This window comes from Caulobacter sp. UNC358MFTsu5.1 (genome assembly GCF_000712075.1).
Classification (GTDB): Bacteria; Pseudomonadota; Alphaproteobacteria; order Caulobacterales; family Caulobacteraceae; genus Caulobacter.
The window spans coordinates 550,147-568,196 of sequence record NZ_JONW01000005.1; the positions used below are offsets into that span (position 1 = coordinate 550,147).

Consider the following 18,050-nt stretch of genomic DNA (forward strand, 5'->3'; position numbering starts at 1 on the left):
GGCGCGTCAACGTGCTCCGGCCGTACGGACTCCGCCATGCCCGAGAAGACGTCTCCCGCCGCCGGGAAGGCGACGGGAGACAGGCAAGGGAGGGTCGCCCTGGTGGTCAAGTTCCCGCTCAGAAGTCGTAGCCGACCCGCAGCCCGAAGGTGCGCGGGCGGACGATCGAGTAGCGGCTGTAGACGAAGGCTTCGGGGTGGATGTAGGTCACCGCGCGGCTGTTGCCGATGTTCTCGGCGTAGAGCATCGCGTTGACCTTGCCGTACCGGATCCCGGTCTGGAGGTTGGCGTAGGTGTAGCTGTCGGTGTGGTCGTACAGCGGGCTGACGACCCCGGCCTTGCCCGGCGTGTTGGGGAAGCCGTTCGGGAACGAGCCGACGTGCTGGATCTGGACGCTGGTGAAGCCGGTGGCCGTCCCGCCCAGGCTGTAGCTGTAGGTGCCGTAAAGCGTCCCCTGCAGGCGCGGCGAGGCCAGGCGCGCGCCGTCCACGGCCCCCGAGATGGTGGCCTCCTGCTGGGTCAGCTCGGTGACGTTGGCCTTGTTGATCGACCCGTTCACGCCGAGCACCCAGCCCTCGGCCGGCGAGAAGGCGGTCTCGGCCTCGATGCCCCGGCTGGCGGCGCGGCCGACATTGGTCGCGAACTGGACCGAGTCCGACTGGCGGTTGGCCTGGACCTGGATGTTCTTCCAGTCGATGTAGTAGGCGGCCAGGTTGGCGGTCAGCCGGCCGTCCAGCCAGCGGCCCTTGGCCCCGATCTCGTAGTTGATCAGGTTGTCGGACCCCGCCCCGGCCGGGATGACCAGGTCGGTCGGATCGACCGTGCTGACGCTGCCGGCCCGCGAATTGTAGACCGGCGTGCGGTAGCCCGTGGACACCGTGGCGTAGGTCGTCAGGTCGTGCGACGGCTTGTAGGTCAGGCTGGCCTTCCACGACGCCTTCTTCGCCGACGGGTACTTGGCGTAGGACGCCGGGGTCGGCACGACCGCCAGCGGTCCGGAGATGCCGAACAGGGCGTAGGTGAAGTAGGCGGTGTTGAAGCCCGGATAGACGTCGACCTCGCCGCCGTACTTGCCGTAGCGCACGCCGCCGGTGGCCTGCAGCTTGTCGGTCAGGTGGTAGGTCAGCTCGCCGAAGCCGGCCAGTTCGTAGGTGCGCGTGTCGCTGCCGAACTTGGCGAAGGTCGTGCCCGGCAGGCCCGTGATGTGGTGGCTGGCCAGGTAGGCCGCGCTGGAGCGGTCCTCGCCGACCAGGTCGGTGTCGCGGTGCAGGTAGAAGCCGCCGGCCACCCAGTCGAACTTGCCGCCGGTGTCGGAGGCCAGCCGCGTCTCCTGGACGAAGGCCTTCGAGGTGTAGCTGTCGTAGAGATAGAACGGGATGGCCAGATTGAAGGTGCCGGCCAGGTCGACGTTGAACAGGCCCTTGCCGATCGAATAGGTCGACGAGCTGGTCAGGCGGGCGCCGTCGAACTGGTACTCCAGCGTGCCGTTATAGACCTGGGTCTTGGTCGTGTACTGGTCCGGGATCGTGCTGTAGCGCTTGCGGTCGCCCAGCGACGGCGTGGTCATCGCCGCGTCCTTGGGGTCGCTGTCCTCGTAGGAGGCCAGCAGCTTGACGCTGAGCCGGTCGTTCGGCTTCCACAGCAGCACCGCGCGGCCGCCGACGTCCTTCAGGGCGTTGGCGTTCTTCACGCCGGTGCCGAGGTTGTCGATGTAGCCGTCTTCGTCACGGTAGAAGCCGACCATGCGCAGGGCCAGCTGGTCCTTGACCAGCGGCAGGTTGACCATGGCGTTGTAGCGCTGGCGGACGCCGTCGCCGTCCGGCGTGTAGCCGAGGTCGGCCTGGACCGAGGCCGCGTAGCCCGTCGTGTCCGGGCTCTTGGTCAGGACGCGCAGCGCGCCCGACAGCGAACCCGAGCCGAACAGCGTGCCCTGCGGGCCGCGCAGGAACTCGACGCGCTCGACGTCGTACATGGCCGGGTCCAGCGTCACGGTGTTGCCGATCGTGGTGAGCGGCAGCTCGTCCAGATAGACGGTGGTGGTGGTCTGCAGGCCCGCGCCCCAGCCGTTGGTGGAGATGCCGCGGACGGTGAAGCGGGCGTTGTTGTTGCTGGCCTGGTTGAGGACCACGCCGGGCGTTTCGCGCGCGATGCCCTCGAAGCCGACCACGCCCTTCTGGGTCAGTTCGGCCTGCGAGAAGGCGGTGATGCTGAGCGGCACGTCCTGCAGACGTTCCTTCCGACGGGTCGCGGTGACCACGACCTCCTCGACGGTGCTGACGGCGGCGGTCTCGCGCGGCGCCCCGGTGGTGGTCTGCGCGATCGCGGGCGTGGCGGCCGCCATCAAGGCGATCAGCGACGCCGTATAGGCAAAACGACTCATTGATATCCCTCCCCTGTCGCCGCCGCGCCCTTGGTGACGCTGTTCGACGAACGACGTGACCATCGCATCGCAGCTTCGCCGGAGTCAATACTGACTAACGAGTAAGTCAATATTATAGGTCGCGCGCCGCCCTCCGCGCGTCGGGCGAAGCCCGCCTGGCCGCGGATTCCCGGCGCTTAAGAGTCTTTTCAGCCAAGCATGGCCTTATGGCGCTCCTGGCCGCCCCTCGGGGAAATCGCGACCGGAGTTCATCCAAAGGGACCGCGAGACGTGCACGGCGAAACCCCCAGCGATCAGAGCGGCTACGGCGCCCTCGACGTGCTGGACGCCAGCCAGGACTGCGCCTGGATCCTGCGCCTGGACGGTTCGATCGAGCACGCCAACCGTCGCGCCCAGGCCATGTTCCCCGCCGACCCCGGCCCCTCCTCCGCCGCCTGGCGGACGATCTGGCCCGAGGAGAGCCGCTTCTCGCTGGACCGGTCGTTCAACGTCGCGGCGGCCGGACAGGTCGCCCGCTTCCGCGCCTTCCTGGGCGAGGCCCAGCACGCCCGGACCTATTGCGACACCACCATCTCGCCGATCCTCGGTCCGGAGGGCCAGGTGGTCCGCCTGCTGGCGACGGCCCGCGACGTCACCCAGACCGTCGAGACCCAGGGCTTCCTGCGCACGGTCATCCAGCTGCTGCCCTCGCCCCTGACGGTCAAGAACGTCGAGGACGGCCGCTACGTCCTGATCAACCGCGCGGCCGAGGACGCCTTGGGCGTGGTCGCCGACGAGGCGGTGGGCAAGCGGGGGTCCGAGGTCCTGCCGCCCGCGATCGCGACCCACGCCGCCGAGATCGAGGCCAAGGTCCTGGCGTCCGGCGAGATGCAGCTGTCCGAGGAGGTCTTCGGCGAGACCGCCGACGGCGCCCCGCGCTACTTCACTACCAAGACCCTGGCCACCTACGACGACGTCGGGGCGCGCCACCTGATCACCCTGGCCGAGGACGTCACCGCCCGCCGGTCGGCCGCCGCCTCGCTGCGCGCCGCCCTGGACCAGGCCGAGCAGGCCAGCCAGGCCAAGACCGCCTTCCTGGCCAATATGAGCCACGAGATCCGCACCCCGCTGAACGGCATCGTCGCCGGCGCCGACCTGCTGGCCAAGGGCGCGCTGGACCCGCGGGCCCGCGAACTGGTCGACATCATCCTCAAGTCCGGGCGCGGGCTGGAGCGCCTGCTGTCCGACATCCTCGACCTGGTGCGCATCGAGGCGGGCCAGGTGACGGTCGAGAACGGCCCCTTCCACCTGGGCGACCTGGCGCGCTCGGTTGGCGCGCTCTGCGCCCTGCGGGCCGAGGAGAAGGGCGTGGTCCTGGCGGTCGAGGTCGCCGCCGAGGCCGACCTGACGGTGGTCGGCGACAGCAACCGCCTGCGCCAGGTGCTGACCAACCTGCTCAGCAACGCCGTGAAGTTCACCGACGCGGGCCGGGTCACCCTGGTCGCGGACGTCGACGCCCCCCTCGGTTCAGGCGGCCGCGCGCGGTTCTCGGTGTCCGACACCGGGATCGGTTTCGACGCCGCCCAGAAGGCGCGCATCTTCGACCGCTTCCAGCAGGCCGACACCTCGTTCACCCGCCGGTTCGGCGGCGCCGGGCTGGGCCTGGCGATCTCGCGCGAGCTGGTCGAGCTGATGGGCGGCGCCCTGGAGTGCGACAGCGCGCCGGGCCAGGGCTCGACCTTCTGGTTCACCCTGCCCCTGGCCGCCCATCACGAGCCGGTCGTCGAGGCGACCGCCGAGGCCGACCTCGAACCGCTGGACATGCCCCGCATCCTGGTGGCCGACGACCATCCGACCAACCGCAAGATCGTCGAGTTGATCCTGGCCGAGGTGGCTGAGATCTACACCGCCGAGAACGGCGCCGAGGCCGTCGAGGTCTGCGCCACCGTGACGCCGGACCTGATCCTGATGGACATGCAGATGCCGGTCATGGACGGGCTGGACGCGGTCCGGGCGATCCGGGCGCGCGAGGCGGCGACCGGCGCGGCCCGCACCCCGATCATCATGCTGACGGCCAACGCCCGTCCCGAGCACATGGCCGCCAGCCGCGCGGCGGGCGCCGACCTGCACCTGGAAAAGCCGATCACCAGCGCCATGCTGTTCGCCGCCATCGGCCAGGCCTTAGAGGCGGTCCAGGCCGCGCCGGAACCGGTCGCGGAAACCGCCTGATCCTCGCCGCCGGGCCGGAAAAAGCGCCCGATCTTTACCCGACCTTCGCTAATCCCGGCGCATAGTCGGGACAGTGTAAATCATCCGGCGATTTCATGGGCTTGGCCTCTTCCTCCGCGGCTTTCGCAACGCCTTTCCAGGCCACCTCGCCCGCCCCCGGCGGCGCGCAGATCGGCGCGCGGCTCGAGTCCGCCCGCCAGGTGGTGGAAACCCGCTTCCTCGAGGCCGGCGACGTATTGTCGCGGGCGGTCGAGGGCGTCGGCTCGCTGATCGCCGGCCTGGACGCGATCCGCGCCAATCTCGACGCCGAGACGGTGACGACGACCACCGGCGAACTGGCCCAGGCGGCCCAGACCCTGAAGTCCCTGCCCGACAATCTCAGCGCCCGCCGCGACCGGGTCGGCGAGCTGGTCAAGTTCAGCGATGGCCTGGCCGGCCGGATCGCCGAGATGCGCCAGCACCTGGCCTACCTCCGGGTCTTCGCGATCAACATCAAGATCACCTCGGGCGGCATCGCCGCGGCCGGTCCGGAATTCGCGATCTTCGCCCAGGAGATCTACGACTGCATCGAGATGGGCGGCGCCCAGCTGGACGCGCTGAACACCGACCTGATGGGGCTGGACCACACCCTGCGCGGCGCCCTGGCCCACGAGCAGGACCTGGCCCGCCACTGCGCCGAGCTGCTGCCGGCCGTGCCCGACGCCCTCACGGCCAGCGCCGCCGCCATCGCCGACCACCACGCCCGCATCGCCAGCGTCGCCGTCAGCGTCGCGACCCTGGCCCGCGACGTCCAGAAGAAGGTCGGCGGCGGCCTGGCCGCCCTGCAGATCGGCGACATCACCCGCCAGCGGATCGAGCACGTCCAGGCCGGCCTCAAGTACCTGGACGAGACCGCCGAGATCTCGGCCCTGGACGCCGAGCCGCGCGCCCGCGCCCACGCCTTCGTGCACCGTCTGCTGGGCGCCCAGCTCAGCGCGATGACCGAGGACTTCGAGCGCGAGGTCGCCCGCATCAACCAGAGCGTGGTCGGCATGGCCGCCGACGCGGTGGAGCTGCTGCGCCTGCGCGACCTGGCCTCGGGCCAGGGCTCGGATCAGATGGGGGGCGCCGAGACCAACTTCCTGCGCAACCTGGAAGGCAATGTCGGACAGGCCCTGGGGCTGGTGGGCGACATGACCGCCGGCGAGCAGGCGGCCGAAGAGGTCAGCCGCTCGGCCGCCGTCTCGGCCCGCGAACTGACCGAGCGCATCGCCGGCATCCAGAACATCCGCGCCGACGTGCAGATGATGGCGCTGAACACCACGCTGAAATGCGCCCGCATCGGCGAGACCGGCAAGCCGCTGGGCGTCATCGCCGTCGAGCTGCGCGCCCACGCCATCCACCTGGAGAAGTCGGCCGCCCAGACCACCAGCTCGCTGGAAGGCCTGTTCGACGCCGCCGAGGCCCTGGGCCGCAGCGAGGCCGGACGCTCGGGCGACGACGGCAAGGCCGCGGCCGCCGCCTCGGTGCTGAGCGGCGCCGTGGCCCGGATCGGCAAGGCCGGCGACGGGGTCGACACCGCGCTGGACGCCGTGGCCCGCCAGGGCGCCGACGTCGTCGACCTGCTGCGCCGCGCCGCCCAGCGCAGCGACCTGCACAAGCAGATCGGCTCGGTGCTGGACACCGCCGCCAACCAGCTGCTGGACATGGCCGGCGACGCCGAGATCCCCACCGACGACATCGCCCCGGCCCTGCACCCGCTGCTGGCCAGGCTGGCCAAGCAGTACACCATGGCCCAGGAACGCGAGGTCCACCGGGCGATGACCGAGGGGTTGGCCGCCATGGAAGCGGCGACCGAGGTCGCGGTCGCGGCCCCGGCCGACGACGAGGACGACGTCCTGTTCTGACCTTGCCCCCTCTCCCAGAGGGAGAGGGTGACTTCTACCGGTGCGCCGCCCGCAGCACTTCGCCCGCCAGGCCCTGCAGCGGGACCACGCGGTCCACGCAACCCAGGGCGATGGCTTCCTTGGGCATGCCGAACACCACCGAGGTGGCTTCGTCCTGGGCCAGGGTGTAGGCGCCGGCCTGTTTCATCTCGGACATGCCGCGCGCGCCGTCGTCGCCCATGCCCGTCATGATCACGCCCACCGCGTTCGAGCCCGCCGAGCGGGTGGCCGAGCGGAACAGGACGTCCACGGACGGCCGGTGGCGCGAGACCAGCGGGCCGTCCTTGACCGAGACGTAGTAGCGGGCGCCGCTGCGCTCGAGCAGGGTGTGCTTGTTGCCGGGGGCGATCAGCACCCGGCCGCGCCGCACGGTGTCGCCGTCCTCGGCCTCCTTGACCTCGACCGCGCACAGGCTGTCCAGCCGCTTGGCGAACGAGGCGGTGAACTTCTCGGGCATGTGCTGGACGATGACCATGCCGGGCGAGTCCGGCGGCAGGGCCTCCAGCAGCACGCGAAGCGCCTCGGTGCCGCCGGTCGAGGCGCCGACGCAGACCACGCTCTCGGTGGTGCGGGCCATGGCCCGTGTGGCGACCGGAGGCGGCAGCATGGCGTCGGCCGTCAGCTTCTTCTCCGGCTCGTGGTGGTGGGGCCGGGTGAACTGCGGGACCGGCCGCTTGGACCCGGCCAGCTTGGCGCCGGCGGCGGCCTTGACCGCGTCGCAGATGCGGATCTTGGACTCCAGCAGGGCGTCGGCCACGCCCATCTTCGGCTTCAGGATGATGTCGACGGCCCCCGCCTCCAGCGCCTGCAGCAGGGTCTCCGACCCCGCCTCGGTCAGGGACGAGCACATCACCACCGGGATCGGCTTCTGGGCCATCAGCTTGCGCAGGAAGGTGATGCCATCCATGCGCGGCATCTCGACGTCCAGGGTGATGACGTCGGGGATCTCCTCGGCGATGCGCCGGGCGGCCACGAACGGGTCGGAGGCCACGCCCAGCACCTCGATCTGCGGATCGGCCTCGAGGATCGACGCCAGGGTCTGACGGACCGTGGCCGAGTCGTCGATGATCAGGACACGGATCTTGCGGACCACGGACATCGTTTTTATCGCTTCTGGAAGACCGTGTTGGCGATCTGGACGACGGGCAGGTCGATGCCGACGATCGACTCCGAGTGACCCAGGAACAGATACCCGCCAGGCGCCAAATGGTTGCACAGGCGGGTCAGCACCTTGGCCTGGGTGGCCTTGTCGAAATAGATCAGGATGTTGCGGCAGAAGATGATGTCGAGGCCGGTCTCGATCGGATAGGCGTCGTCCATCAGGTTCAGGCGGCCGAAGGCCAGCTTGGATCGCAGCTGCGGCTTGATCCGCATCTCGTTGCGCGAGGCGTCGCGCGACCGCATCACGTAGCGCTGGCGGCGGGCGATCGAGACCGGCTCGATCATGGCCTCCGAGAAGCGGCCGGCGATCGCCTGGTCCAGCACCTCGGTGCAGATGTCGGTGCACAGGACCGAATAGTCGAGCCCGCGCTGCTTCTCGCAGAACTCGTCCAGGATCATGGCGATGGTGTAGGGCTCGGCGCCGGTCGAGCAGGCGGCGCTCCAGACCTTGATCTCGCGCTTGCCCTTCCCGGCCAGGGCCGGCAGCCCCTTGGCGACCAGGAAGTCGAAGTGGGCCGGCTCGCGGAAGAACTCGGTCTTGTTGGTGGTCACCGCGTCGATCAGGTGGATGACCTCGGCCTCCATCCCGTTCTCCTCGAACAGGTAGCGGCAGTAGGCGTTGACGTCGGCGATCCGCGTCGCCCGCATCCGGCGGCGCAGGCGGCCTTCCAGCATGGTGCGCTTGTTGGACGGCATCTTGATGCCGCTGTAGTCGTGGATGAACGTCGCCAGGCGATTGAAATTCCGAGCGGTGAGCTGCTCGGGTTCTGGGGCCTGCTGCACGGCGGCGGATTGTCTCGACACGGGCGTCTCCGTTCGCGGCGTCTGTCGCGCCGCTGGTCATGCGAGCGGCCCTCGGGGCCGCCGGGCGCGTTCTGGCCTTAAGCGGCCTGGCTGAGGGCGGCGGCGTCCTGGCTGGTCAGCAGGCGGCCCAGGTCGAAGATCACCACGAAGCCCCCCTTGCCGGCCGAAACGTCGCGGCGCACGACGCCCTGGATGTATTCCGAGCGCCACGGCACGCCGATGTCGGGCGCGCCCTCGATCTGGTCCTCGGAGAACGAGACGACCTCGATCACCCGGTCCGCGATCAGGCCCAGCGACAGCAGGCGGTCCTCCAGCGGCACGTCCAGCACCAGGATGCGCGTGGCGCCGGTCGGCTCGACGGCGGGCAGGCCCAGCTTCAGGCGCAGGTCGATGGTCGGCGTGCCGCGGCCGCGCACGTCGGTCAGGCCCATCAGGTAGTCGGGCCCTTCCGGGATCGCGAACGGCGCCTGGTAGTCGAGGATCTCGCGGACATGGGCCACCGAGACCGCGAAGACCTCGGCGCCCAGGCCCAGGGTGACGAACTGGCGATCGACAGCCATCAGGCGTACTCGCGGAAGTCGGCGTCGTCGGCGTCCGGGCCGCCGTTGGTCAGGTCCAGGGCGAAGCCGCCGGCCCGGGCCTGCTGGGCCGCGACCGTCTGGCGGGCCGGAGCCGAGGCGGCCGGCTTGCGCGGCGCCGAAGCGGCGGGGCGCTTGGCCGGCGCGGCCGGGCGGGCCGCCTGGCGACGCGGGGCGGCGCCGGCGGTGTTGGTGCGGAAGTAGGCGATCGAGGCCTGCAGTTCCTCGGCCTGGGCGGCCAGTTCCTCGGAGGTCGCCGACATCTCTTCCGAGGCGCTGGCGTTCTGCTGGGTCACCTTGTCCAGCTGCTGGATGGCCTCGTTGATCTGGGCCGCGCCGATGTCCTGCTCGCGGCAGGCGGCGCTGATCTCGGCCACCAGTTCCGCGGTCTTGCGGATGTTCGGCACCAGGCTGGTCAGCATCTCGCCGGCCGACTGGGCGGCCTTGACCGTGTCGGACGACACCGCGCCGATCTCGGTGGCGGCGGTCTGCGAGCGCTCGGCCAGCTTGCGCACCTCCGAGGCGACCACGGCGAAGCCGCGGCCGTGCTCGCCGGCCCGGGCGGCTTCCACGGCCGCGTTCAGGGCCAGCAGGTCGGTCTGGCGGGCGATCTCCTGCACGATGGTGATCTTCTCGGCGATCGTGCGCATGGCCTCGACGGCGCGGTTGACCGCCTCGCCGCTGACTTCAGCGTCCTTGGCCGACTGGCGGGCGATTTTCTCGGTCTGGGCGGCGTTGTCGGCGTTCTGCTTGATGTTGGAGGCCATCTCCTCCATCGAGGCCGAGGCCTCCTCGGCCGACGAGGCCTGCTCGGTGGCGCCCTGCGACACCTGCTCCGAGGCGGCCGACAGTTCCTGCGAACCGGCCGAGACGTTTTCCGAGGCCGAGATCGCGTCGCCGACCACGCCGCGCAGGCGCTCGATCATCACGTTCACATGTCCCAGCAGGTCGGCGATCTCGTCCTTGGTGGTGATGTCGACGGTCTTGGTCAGGTCGCCCTCGGCCACCGCGCGCACGGCGTCCGAAGCCCGGTTCAGGCCCTTGCTGACCGCCATCGAGATGTAGAGCGCCGCGCCGACCGCGATCAGCAGCGAGACCGCCGCCAGGATGATCAGGCTGGTGCGGACCTTGGCGAAGTCGGCGTCGGCGTTGTCGGTGGCCGCGTCCATCTGGGCCTGCGACAGCTCGACCAGCTCCTGCACCTGGGCGGAGGCTTCGAGGACCGCCTTGCGGCCCTCGCCCATCGAAATGGCCGTGGCCTCGGCGTCGCGATTGGAGGCGGCCAGGGCGTAGACCTGCTCATGCGCGGCGATCATGCGCTCCCAGGCGTCGCCCAGGGCCTGCCACTTGGGCCGGCCCTCGGCGGTGGCCAGGCCTTCGGTCTTGGTCAGCAGGGCGTCGAAGGCCTGCTTCTCCTTGCCGATCGAGGCCTCCAGCGTCTTCACCTCCTCGGGGGTGTCGACCAGGACCATGTTCTTCTCGGCCCGCACCACGTTGAGCATGTGGATGTTCAGCTGCTGGGCCGCCCGCAGGCGCGTGGCCGGGCCGTCGACCAGCGCGTTCATGTCGCGGTTGGTGGACGACAGGCTGTTGATCCCGAACAGGGTGGCCGTGAGCAACAGGGCGATGATCACGCCGAAGGCGAGGCCGAGCTGCAGTTTGATCGTGAAGCGCATGGTCTAGTCCCCTCGACGTAGTCAGGTGGATCGCCGGTCGGCGGTCCTCAGTATTCGGTGAATTCGCGGTCGTCGGCGTCCGGGCCGCCCTGGTTCAGGTCCAGGGCGAAGCCCTGGGCCCGGGCCTGCTGGACGGCGACGGCGCGCGGCGCGGTCTTGCGGGCCGGAGCCCTGGCGGGCGCGGCCGGCTTGGCGGCGGCGCGGGCCGGCAGGCGCACGACCGGGGCCGCCGACTTGCGCGACGCCTGGCCGCCGTTCGACAGGCGGAAATAGGCGATCGAGGTCTGCAGCTCCTCGGCCTGGGCGGCCAGTTCCTCGGAGGTGGCCGACATCTGCTCGGACGCCGAGGCGTTCTGCTGGGTCACCTTGTCCAGCTGCTGGATGGCCTCGTTGATCTGGGCCGCGCCGATGTCCTGCTCGCGGCAGGCGGCGCTGATCTCGGCCACCAGCTCGGCGGTCTTGCGGATGTTGGGCACCAGGGCGGTCAGCATGTCGCCGGCCGACTGGGCGGCCTTGACCGTGTCCGACGACACCGCGCCGATCTCGGTGGCGGCGGTCTGCGAACGCTCGGCCAGCTTGCGCACTTCCGAGGCGACCACGGCGAAGCCGCGGCCGTGCTCGCCGGCCCGGGCGGCCTCGACGGCCGCGTTCAGGGCCAGCAGGTCGGTCTGGCGGGCGATCTCCTGCACGATGGCGATCTTCTCGGCGATCGTGCGCATGGCTTCGACGGCGCGGTTGACCGCTTCACCCGACACCTCGGCCTCGTTGGCCGACTGGCGGGCGATCTTCTCGGTCTGGGCGGCGTTGTCGGCGTTCTGCTTGATGTTGGAGGCCATCTCCTCCATCGAGGCCGAGGCCTCCTCGGCCGACGAGGCCTGCTCGGTGGCGCCCTGCGACACCTGCTCCGAGGCGGCCGACAGTTCCTGCGAACCGGCCGAGACGTTTTCCGAGGCCGAGATCGCGTCGCCGACCACGCCGCGCAGGCGCTCGACCATGCGCTGGAGGGCGATGCCCAGGGTGTCGCGGTCCGACAGCGGCTTGGGGTCGACGGTCAGGTCGCCGTCGGCGATCTGGTCGGCCAGGCCGGCGGTGGCGTTCAGGTTGGCCGTCATCCGGCCGACCGTGTCGATCAGGTCCTTGATCTCGTCGTTCGAGGTGACGCTGGCCGTGACGCTCAGGTCGCCCAGGGCGACGGCTTCGGCGACGTCCGACACCTTGCGCAGGCCGCGGCTGATGGTCGTGGAGATCCACCACGCCGCCGCGCCGGCCAGGATCAGGGCGACCAGCGCCGCGACGATCAGCACGTTGCGCGTCATGGCGTAGGCGCGTTCGGCGGCGTTCTCGGCGGTGACCAGGTGGGTCTGCTGCAGGTCGACCAGCGTGGCGGTGGACTTGCGCAGGGCGGCGGTGATCTGGCTGGACGACGGGGCCTGCGAGAGCTTGGCGGCCTCGTCGGCGTGGTTGTCCATGGCCAGCTTGCGGACCTCGGCCTCGATCGGTGCGTACTGGTCCCAGGCGCCCTGCAGCTCGGCCCACTGGCCCTTGTCGGCGGCGGGGGCCTCGGCGGTCGACTCCGCCAGCTCGGTCTCGAACTCCTTGCGGAACTTCAGGATGTCGGCCTCGTAGCTGCGCATCTTCTCCGGGCTGGTGGCCAGGATCAGGTTCTTCTGCGAGCGCACCATCTCGACGAACGAGGTCTTCAGCCGCTGGGCGGCGGCCAGCTGGTTCACCGGACCGTCGAGCACGGCCTTCAGCGAGCTGTTCAGCGAGCCGAGGCTGGCGACCGCGAAGATCGTCGCGCCCATCAGCATGGCGATGAGCAGACCGAAGGCCAGGCCGAGCTTGAGTTTGATCGTGAAGCGCATGGTGGGATTCCCGCTCAGGACTGGAGCGCGTTGATGGGGGTGACGTTGGCGGTCGACTGACCGCGCGCGGCGAAGATCTGGTCGAGGTCCGGGATGACGATCACGTCGCCGGCCCGCCGGGCCAACAGGCGGATGAAGTCCGACCGCCACTTCAGGCCGACCCGAGGGGCTTCCTCGGTGACGGCCCGGTCGATCGCGGTGACCTCGTGGACCTTGTCCGCGCGCAGGCCGATCAGGGTGGCCTCGCCGTCCAGGTCGTACTCGATGACCACGATGCGGCTGTCGATGGTGGGTTCGGCGACTTCCATGTCGAAGGCGACGCGCAGGTCGACCAGGGGGATGACCCGGCCGCGGAAGTTGATCACGGCGCCGACGAACGGCGGCGCGCCGGGCACGCCGGTCTCGGGCAGCAGGTCCAGCACCTCGCGCACCAGCCCCGCCTCGAGGGCGAAGGTCTCGCCGCGCAGGTCGAAGGTCAGGGCCTCGATGGCTTCAGTGGGGGTTTCGGCTGTCATGTCCGGGCCCTTCATCAGCTGGCGGCGCGCAGTTGCGCGTCCTGGCGTTGGCCGGCGGCCACCAGGTGGGCGATGTCGAGGATCAGGGCCACGCCGCCGTCGCCGAGGATCGTCGCGCCCGAGAAGGCGCCGACATCGGCGTGGAAGGGCGACAGCGCCTTGATGACGGTCTGGTGGTCGCCCAGGATCTGGTCGACCACCAGGCCCACGCGGTCCTGGCCCTGGGCCTGGCCGGTGGAGACCACCACGATCTTCTGGTGGGGATCGGGCTCGAGGCCCGTGGCGAACATCTGGCGCAGGCGGATGAACGGCACCAGCTGGTCGCGCAGGGTGATCAGGCTGCGGCCCGTCGAGCGCACGTCCTGCTCGACCGACAGCTCCACGCACTCCTCGACCGAGGCCAGCGGGATCACGTAGCGGCCGGTCCCGACCCGCACCAGCAGGCCGTCGATGATCGCCAGGGTCAGCGGGATGCGCAGCGAGACGACCGAGCCGGAGCCCGGCGTGCTGGTGATCTCGATCGAGCCGCGCAGGCCCTCGATGGTCTTCTTGACCACGTCCATGCCGACGCCGCGGCCCGACAGGTTGGTGATCGCCGCCGCGGTCGAGAAGCCGGGGGCGAAGATCAGCTGCAGCAGCTCGCTGTCGCTCAGCACTTGGCCCGGCTGGATCAGGCCGTTCTCCTCGGCCTTGGCGCGGACGCGGGCGCGGTCGACGCCGCGGCCGTCGTCGGTGATGGTGATCACCACCTCGGCGCCCGACTGGCGGGCGGCCAGCACGATATGGCCGGCCTCGGGCTTGCCGGCGGCGCGGCGCTGCTCGGGGGTCTCCAGGCCGTGGTCGGCCGAATTGCGGATCAGGTGGATCAGCGGGTCGGCCAGGCGTTCGATCACCGTCTTGTCCAGCTCGGTGGTCTCGCCCTCGGTCGACAGCTCGATCGTCTTGCCGGTGTCGCGGGCCAGGTCGTGGATCAGGCGGCGGAAGCGGCCGAACAGCTGGGCGATCGGCACCATGCGGACCACCATCATGGTGTCGCGCATCTCCGCGGCCAGGCGCTCGATCTCCTCGGCGACGGCGCGCAGGGCGATGTCGCTGCTGGAGGCGGCCAGCTGCTTGAGGCGGGACTGGGCGATGACCAGCTCGCCCACGCGGTCCATCATCTCGTCCAGGCGCTCGGCCGGGACGCGCACGGTGTCGCCGCCGGCCTTGCGGCCCTCGTTGGCGGCGGCCTCGACCGGGGTCGCGGCGTCCTGCGCGGCGGGCGCGACTTCCAGGGTCTCGGCGACCGCCTCGGCTTGCGCCGCGGCGTTCAGGTCCTGGATGTCCAGGGTCATGTCGTCGATGACGAAGATGAAGACGTCCTCAATGGCGTCGCGGCCGTGCTTGGTGACCAGGGTCACGTCCCAGGCCAGGTGGCACTCGGTGGGGACCAGGACGTCGAAGTCGGGGACGGCGTCGGTGACGGCGACCACCGCGCACTCGCCCAGCTCGCGCAGCTCGTCCAGCAGCGGCAGGGGACGGGTGCCGTTGACCAGGGCGTCGGCCGGCAGGCTGAAGCGGACGCGCCAGCGGTTCAGGCCGGGCTCCGACGGCGCGGCGGCGGGGGCGGCGCCGGCGGGCTGGCCCGCGGCCTCGACCACGCGGCGCAGTTCAGCCAGCAGGGCCTCGCCGGCCTCGGCCGGGGCGGGACGGCCCTCGGCCAGGGCGCGCATGTGGTCCTGGGCGGCCAGGACCGCGCCGACCAGCTCGGGCGTGGCGGCGACCTCGCCCTTGCGGACGCGGTCGAAGGCGGTTTCGCAGTGGTGGGTGAAGGCGGCCAGGGCGTCGAAACCGAACATGGCCCCCGACCCCTTCAGGGTGTGGAGGCCGCGGAAGACGGCGTCGACCAGGTCTCGATCCCCGGGACGATGCGCCAGGTCGAGCAGGCCCTGCTCGATCTCCTCCAGCAGGTCCTGGGCTTCCTGGCGGAAGGTCTCGATGGGATCGAGGCCGCTCACTTGGCCAGGACCTTCTTGACCACCCGGACCAGCTGTTCGGGGTCGAAGGGCTTGGTCAGCCAGCCGGTCGCGCCGGCGGCCTTGGCCTGCGCCTTGATCTCGGCGTCGGACTCGGTGGTCAGGAACAGGATCGGCACGCCGGCGCCGGCCGGGCGCTGGCGCAGTTCCCGGATCATCTGCAGGCCGTCCATGACCGGCATGTTCAGGTCGGTGACGATCAGGTCGAAGCCGCCGGCCGAACCCTTGTCCAGGCCGTCCTGGCCGTTCACCGCCTCGGTGACGGCGTAGCCTTCGCCGCTCAGGGCGATCTTGATCGCCTGACGGATGCTGGCGGAGTCGTCCACGGTGAGGATCGAAGTCATTGGGCGTTCCCTTGCAGCCAGAACTGCGTGCGCTCGGAGGTTTGATCGTCGAGGAAGCCGCCGCGTCGCAGCACTTCCAGTACTGCGCCGCCGGCGGGCTGACGCAACGTAAGGTTACGTCCAGTCTCGGCGGCCTTGCGGCGCGCGGATTCGAGCAGTTGGACGAATGTCAGATCGATTTCGCTGACGCCGTCGATGTCCACGACAACGGGGCCGTCCTGTCCCAAGGCGGCTCCAAGCTCGGCGTGAGCTTGAGAAATACTGGCGACCGTCAGGTCACCGGTAAATGATACCAGGTTGTGTTCGACGCCCGACAATAAATTCAGCCCCCGGAACAAATAAATACCACCGTTATCTGGGATATTTATCTTGTACGGAAGCTTGTGAGGGCGCGATTAAATTAAGGTAAACAGGACAACCTGCAGGGGAGCGACAATTTGTCCCTATCCGCGCGAGGCGGCGATACGACTCGCGCCAAGCGCGTCCCAGCGCCAATTCCTGAGGAAACACCGCGCGTTGCACCGCCGCTCACCGGCCGCGGAGGGCGGCGACCAGGGCGTCCCCTTCAGGCCAGGGACCGAAGCCGGCGGCGGGGTTCAGGTGGCCGACAGCGCCCATCCCGCTGGTTCGGCGCCTGCTTCGGCGTCCGCCGTGTCGAGACATCAGTAACAGACGCCTATACTCGCATGAAACGAGTATCGACAAATAACAACTTACAGTACAAATTCGAAAGGCGTAACCGAGGGCGCGAGCCGCGCCGGCCGCACGCACCCTGGGCCCGTGGTCGAGCAAGGATGTGACCGATGAGCGTCTCGGAGTCGAACCTGTCGGATCCGCGCTACGGCTTCGACCTGGTGGTCGCGGTGACCCAGGCCAGCGTCAACGCCACGCTCAAGCAGTTGCTCGCGGGCCTGGCCGCCCCCGAGGTCGTCCTCTGCTACGTCTACGACGCCAACGGCGACCTCGTCCCGATCGACTACCAGACGCTGGTGACCGAGGCGAAGGGGGCCGACCCGTTCACGATCCCCCCGGACGCCGACCCGAAGGACCCCCGCCTGGTCAACCTGGCCGCGCTCGGCTTCGTCGGAGGGGTCAAGGCCCGACTGGGCCTGCCGGACATGCCGCTGGCCGACCTGCCGCCGATCGTGACGTTCGGCGCGGGCGCCGGCGCCCCCGTTCGGTTCAACCTGCTCTGCGCCGAATTCCAGATCGTCGGCATCGAGTATATCGGGCCGACGCACATGAAGTGGACCAACACGTCGCAGCCCAGCGGCTCGGGGCCGCCCTGGTATTTCTCGGCCAACGTCTCTCTGGACATCACGACGATCGATCCCAGCTCCCGGGTCCCGCCCGCCGTACAGCAGCGCATCATCGATCTGCAGCACGCCGCGCCCAACGCCTTCACGATTCAGAAGCTGTTCCTCGACCTGGACACCGCGATCCTGGAAACCGTCCCCCAGATCGAGGGCCTTTCGTCGGGCTCCGTGCTCTGGAACATGATCTCCGCGGTGTTCCTGGGCGCCTATTTCACCCAGCTGAAGCAGAGCGGCGACCCCGTTCTGAGCTACAGCTTCACCGTGACGGCGCCGCGGTCCGCCACCCTGCAGCTGGGCGCGGTGTCGCGGGAGGTCTCGCCCCTCCTGCAGAACGGCCATCCCATCAGCAACCCGACGCCGGCCCAGTCGAACGCCGCGGCCCTGGTCTATGTCGGCTCGCAATCGACCACCGCCCCGATCCCCGTGCCCTTCGCCTGGAACTGGGTGGAGCTGAACGAGGTCGACGCCTTCTCGGGCGTGCAGGCGGTCCGGCGCGATGTCTTCGCCGCTTACCTGGCCCAGCTGGTCAACGCCGAGGTCGGCGTCCTCTGCCTCGACACCAATGTGCACCTGAGCCATTCGGGCGAGAGTTTCACGATCAAGTATTCCACCGCCCCGGCCAGCGCGCCGCGGGGTTTCGCGCCCATCTCCCTGGTCGGCCTGCCCTCTCCCGACGGCTTCAACGACCTGCTGTCGCTGGACTTCGCCTGTCCCCCCTCGCACGACAGTTCCACGAGCGCGAGCCACGCCGTCAGGATCTGGGGCAACTACGACTACGCCCTGACCGGCCGGGTCGGCGTGAGGGGCAACCAGATCCGGATCTGGGTGGAAGCGGTCGCCTCCATGTCCTTCAAGCACACCGAGGGCTTGGCCTCGTTCATCGACCTGCCCTACGCGCCCTACTACGACAAGAAGCTGACGGTGCTCTACACGCTCGGCGTCGACCAGAACGGTCTCCTGCAGGTCACCCAGACCAACGGGACCGTCTCCCACGCCAAGGCATGGGACTTCCACCCCAGGGGCCTGGTCGGCCTGCTCGGCCTCGAGGGCCACCTCAAGGCGGGACTCACCAGCGTCGAGGACAGCCTGGCGGCCTATATCGACAGGGCCTTCACCCGCTACGTCGACGACCTGACCGCCACGATCAACGGCTACCGGGCCTGGGTCTTCCCGGGGAACGAGGCCTTCACGTTCAAGGACCTGTACTTCTCGGACGGCCACGACCTCACGGCGCGGCTGACCTACGTCAACCCCAACTGACGG

At 69.8% G+C, this 18,050-nt stretch carries 13 protein-coding genes; 3 read left to right on the forward strand and 10 right to left on the reverse strand.

What is annotated here, in order from left to right:
* Positions 1 to 118 precede the first annotated feature (118 nt).
* Entirely contained in the window at positions 119 to 2,380 is a 2,262-nt protein-coding gene (locus BR39_RS0104480; RefSeq protein WP_029908136.1) for a TonB-dependent receptor, read from the reverse strand.
* 270 nt (positions 2,381 to 2,650) lie between these two features.
* On the opposite strand from BR39_RS0104480, the gene BR39_RS0104485 reads away from it, so the two are divergent.
* Both BR39_RS0104485 and BR39_RS0104490 read left to right on the forward strand, forming a co-directional pair.
* Positions 2,651 to 4,588: an ATP-binding protein gene (locus BR39_RS0104485; protein ID WP_051695176.1), complete on the forward strand. Its 1,938-nt coding sequence runs from the start codon at positions 2,651 to 2,653 to the stop codon at positions 4,586 to 4,588.
* Between the two features lie 95 nt (positions 4,589 to 4,683).
* A complete protein-coding gene (locus BR39_RS0104490) occupies positions 4,684 to 6,474 on the forward strand; it encodes a hypothetical protein (protein WP_029908140.1) in 1,791 nt (596 codons plus the stop codon).
* A gap of 34 nt (positions 6,475 to 6,508) precedes the next feature.
* On the opposite strand, the gene BR39_RS0104495 is transcribed toward BR39_RS0104490, so the two are convergent.
* From BR39_RS0104495 to BR39_RS26035, 9 genes are all read right to left on the reverse strand, one after another.
* Complete coding sequence (locus BR39_RS0104495) at positions 6,509 to 7,612, reverse strand: chemotaxis response regulator protein-glutamate methylesterase (RefSeq protein WP_197026640.1); 1,104 nt, start codon at positions 7,610 to 7,612, stop codon at positions 6,509 to 6,511.
* Positions 7,613 to 7,617: 5 nt separating this feature from the next.
* Positions 7,618 to 8,478: a protein-glutamate O-methyltransferase CheR gene (locus BR39_RS0104500; RefSeq protein WP_029908144.1), complete on the reverse strand. Its 861-nt coding sequence runs from the start codon at positions 8,476 to 8,478 to the stop codon at positions 7,618 to 7,620.
* Between the two features lie 77 nt (positions 8,479 to 8,555).
* Complete coding sequence (locus BR39_RS0104505) at positions 8,556 to 9,038, reverse strand: chemotaxis protein CheW (RefSeq protein ID WP_029908146.1); 483 nt, start codon at positions 9,036 to 9,038, stop codon at positions 8,556 to 8,558.
* Positions 9,038 to 10,732, reverse strand: a complete 1,695-nt coding sequence (locus BR39_RS0104510) for a methyl-accepting chemotaxis protein (RefSeq protein WP_029908147.1) — start codon at positions 10,730 to 10,732, stop codon at positions 9,038 to 9,040. The genes BR39_RS0104505 and BR39_RS0104510 overlap by 1 nt, the downstream gene beginning before the upstream one ends.
* A 47-nt stretch (positions 10,733 to 10,779) precedes the next feature.
* Complete coding sequence (locus tag BR39_RS0104515) at positions 10,780 to 12,597, reverse strand: methyl-accepting chemotaxis protein (RefSeq protein WP_029908149.1); 1,818 nt, start codon at positions 12,595 to 12,597, stop codon at positions 10,780 to 10,782.
* A gap of 14 nt (positions 12,598 to 12,611) precedes the next feature.
* Positions 12,612 to 13,112 carry a chemotaxis protein CheW gene (locus BR39_RS0104520; protein ID WP_029908150.1) on the reverse strand — a complete coding sequence of 167 codons (501 nt, stop codon included), beginning with the start codon at positions 13,110 to 13,112 and terminating at the stop codon, positions 12,612 to 12,614.
* Positions 13,113 to 13,126: 14 nt separating this feature from the next.
* Positions 13,127 to 15,109: a chemotaxis protein CheA gene (locus BR39_RS0104525; RefSeq protein ID WP_029908152.1), complete on the reverse strand. Its 1,983-nt coding sequence runs from the start codon at positions 15,107 to 15,109 to the stop codon at positions 13,127 to 13,129.
* Positions 15,106 to 15,471, reverse strand: coding sequence for a response regulator (locus BR39_RS0104530; protein WP_029908153.1), 366 nt, complete (start codon positions 15,469 to 15,471; stop codon positions 15,106 to 15,108). The genes BR39_RS0104525 and BR39_RS0104530 overlap by 4 nt, the downstream gene beginning before the upstream one ends.
* Positions 15,468 to 15,788 carry an STAS domain-containing protein gene (locus tag BR39_RS26035; RefSeq protein WP_197026641.1) on the reverse strand — a complete coding sequence of 107 codons (321 nt, stop codon included), beginning with the start codon at positions 15,786 to 15,788 and terminating at the stop codon, positions 15,468 to 15,470. Before BR39_RS26035 ends, BR39_RS0104530 begins: the two co-directional genes overlap by 4 nt.
* A 486-nt stretch (positions 15,789 to 16,274) precedes the next feature.
* On the opposite strand from BR39_RS26035, the gene BR39_RS0104545 reads away from it, so the two are divergent.
* Positions 16,275 to 18,047, forward strand: a complete 1,773-nt coding sequence (locus BR39_RS0104545; RefSeq protein WP_029908156.1) for a hypothetical protein — start codon at positions 16,275 to 16,277, stop codon at positions 18,045 to 18,047.
* Positions 18,048 to 18,050 lie beyond the last annotated feature (3 nt).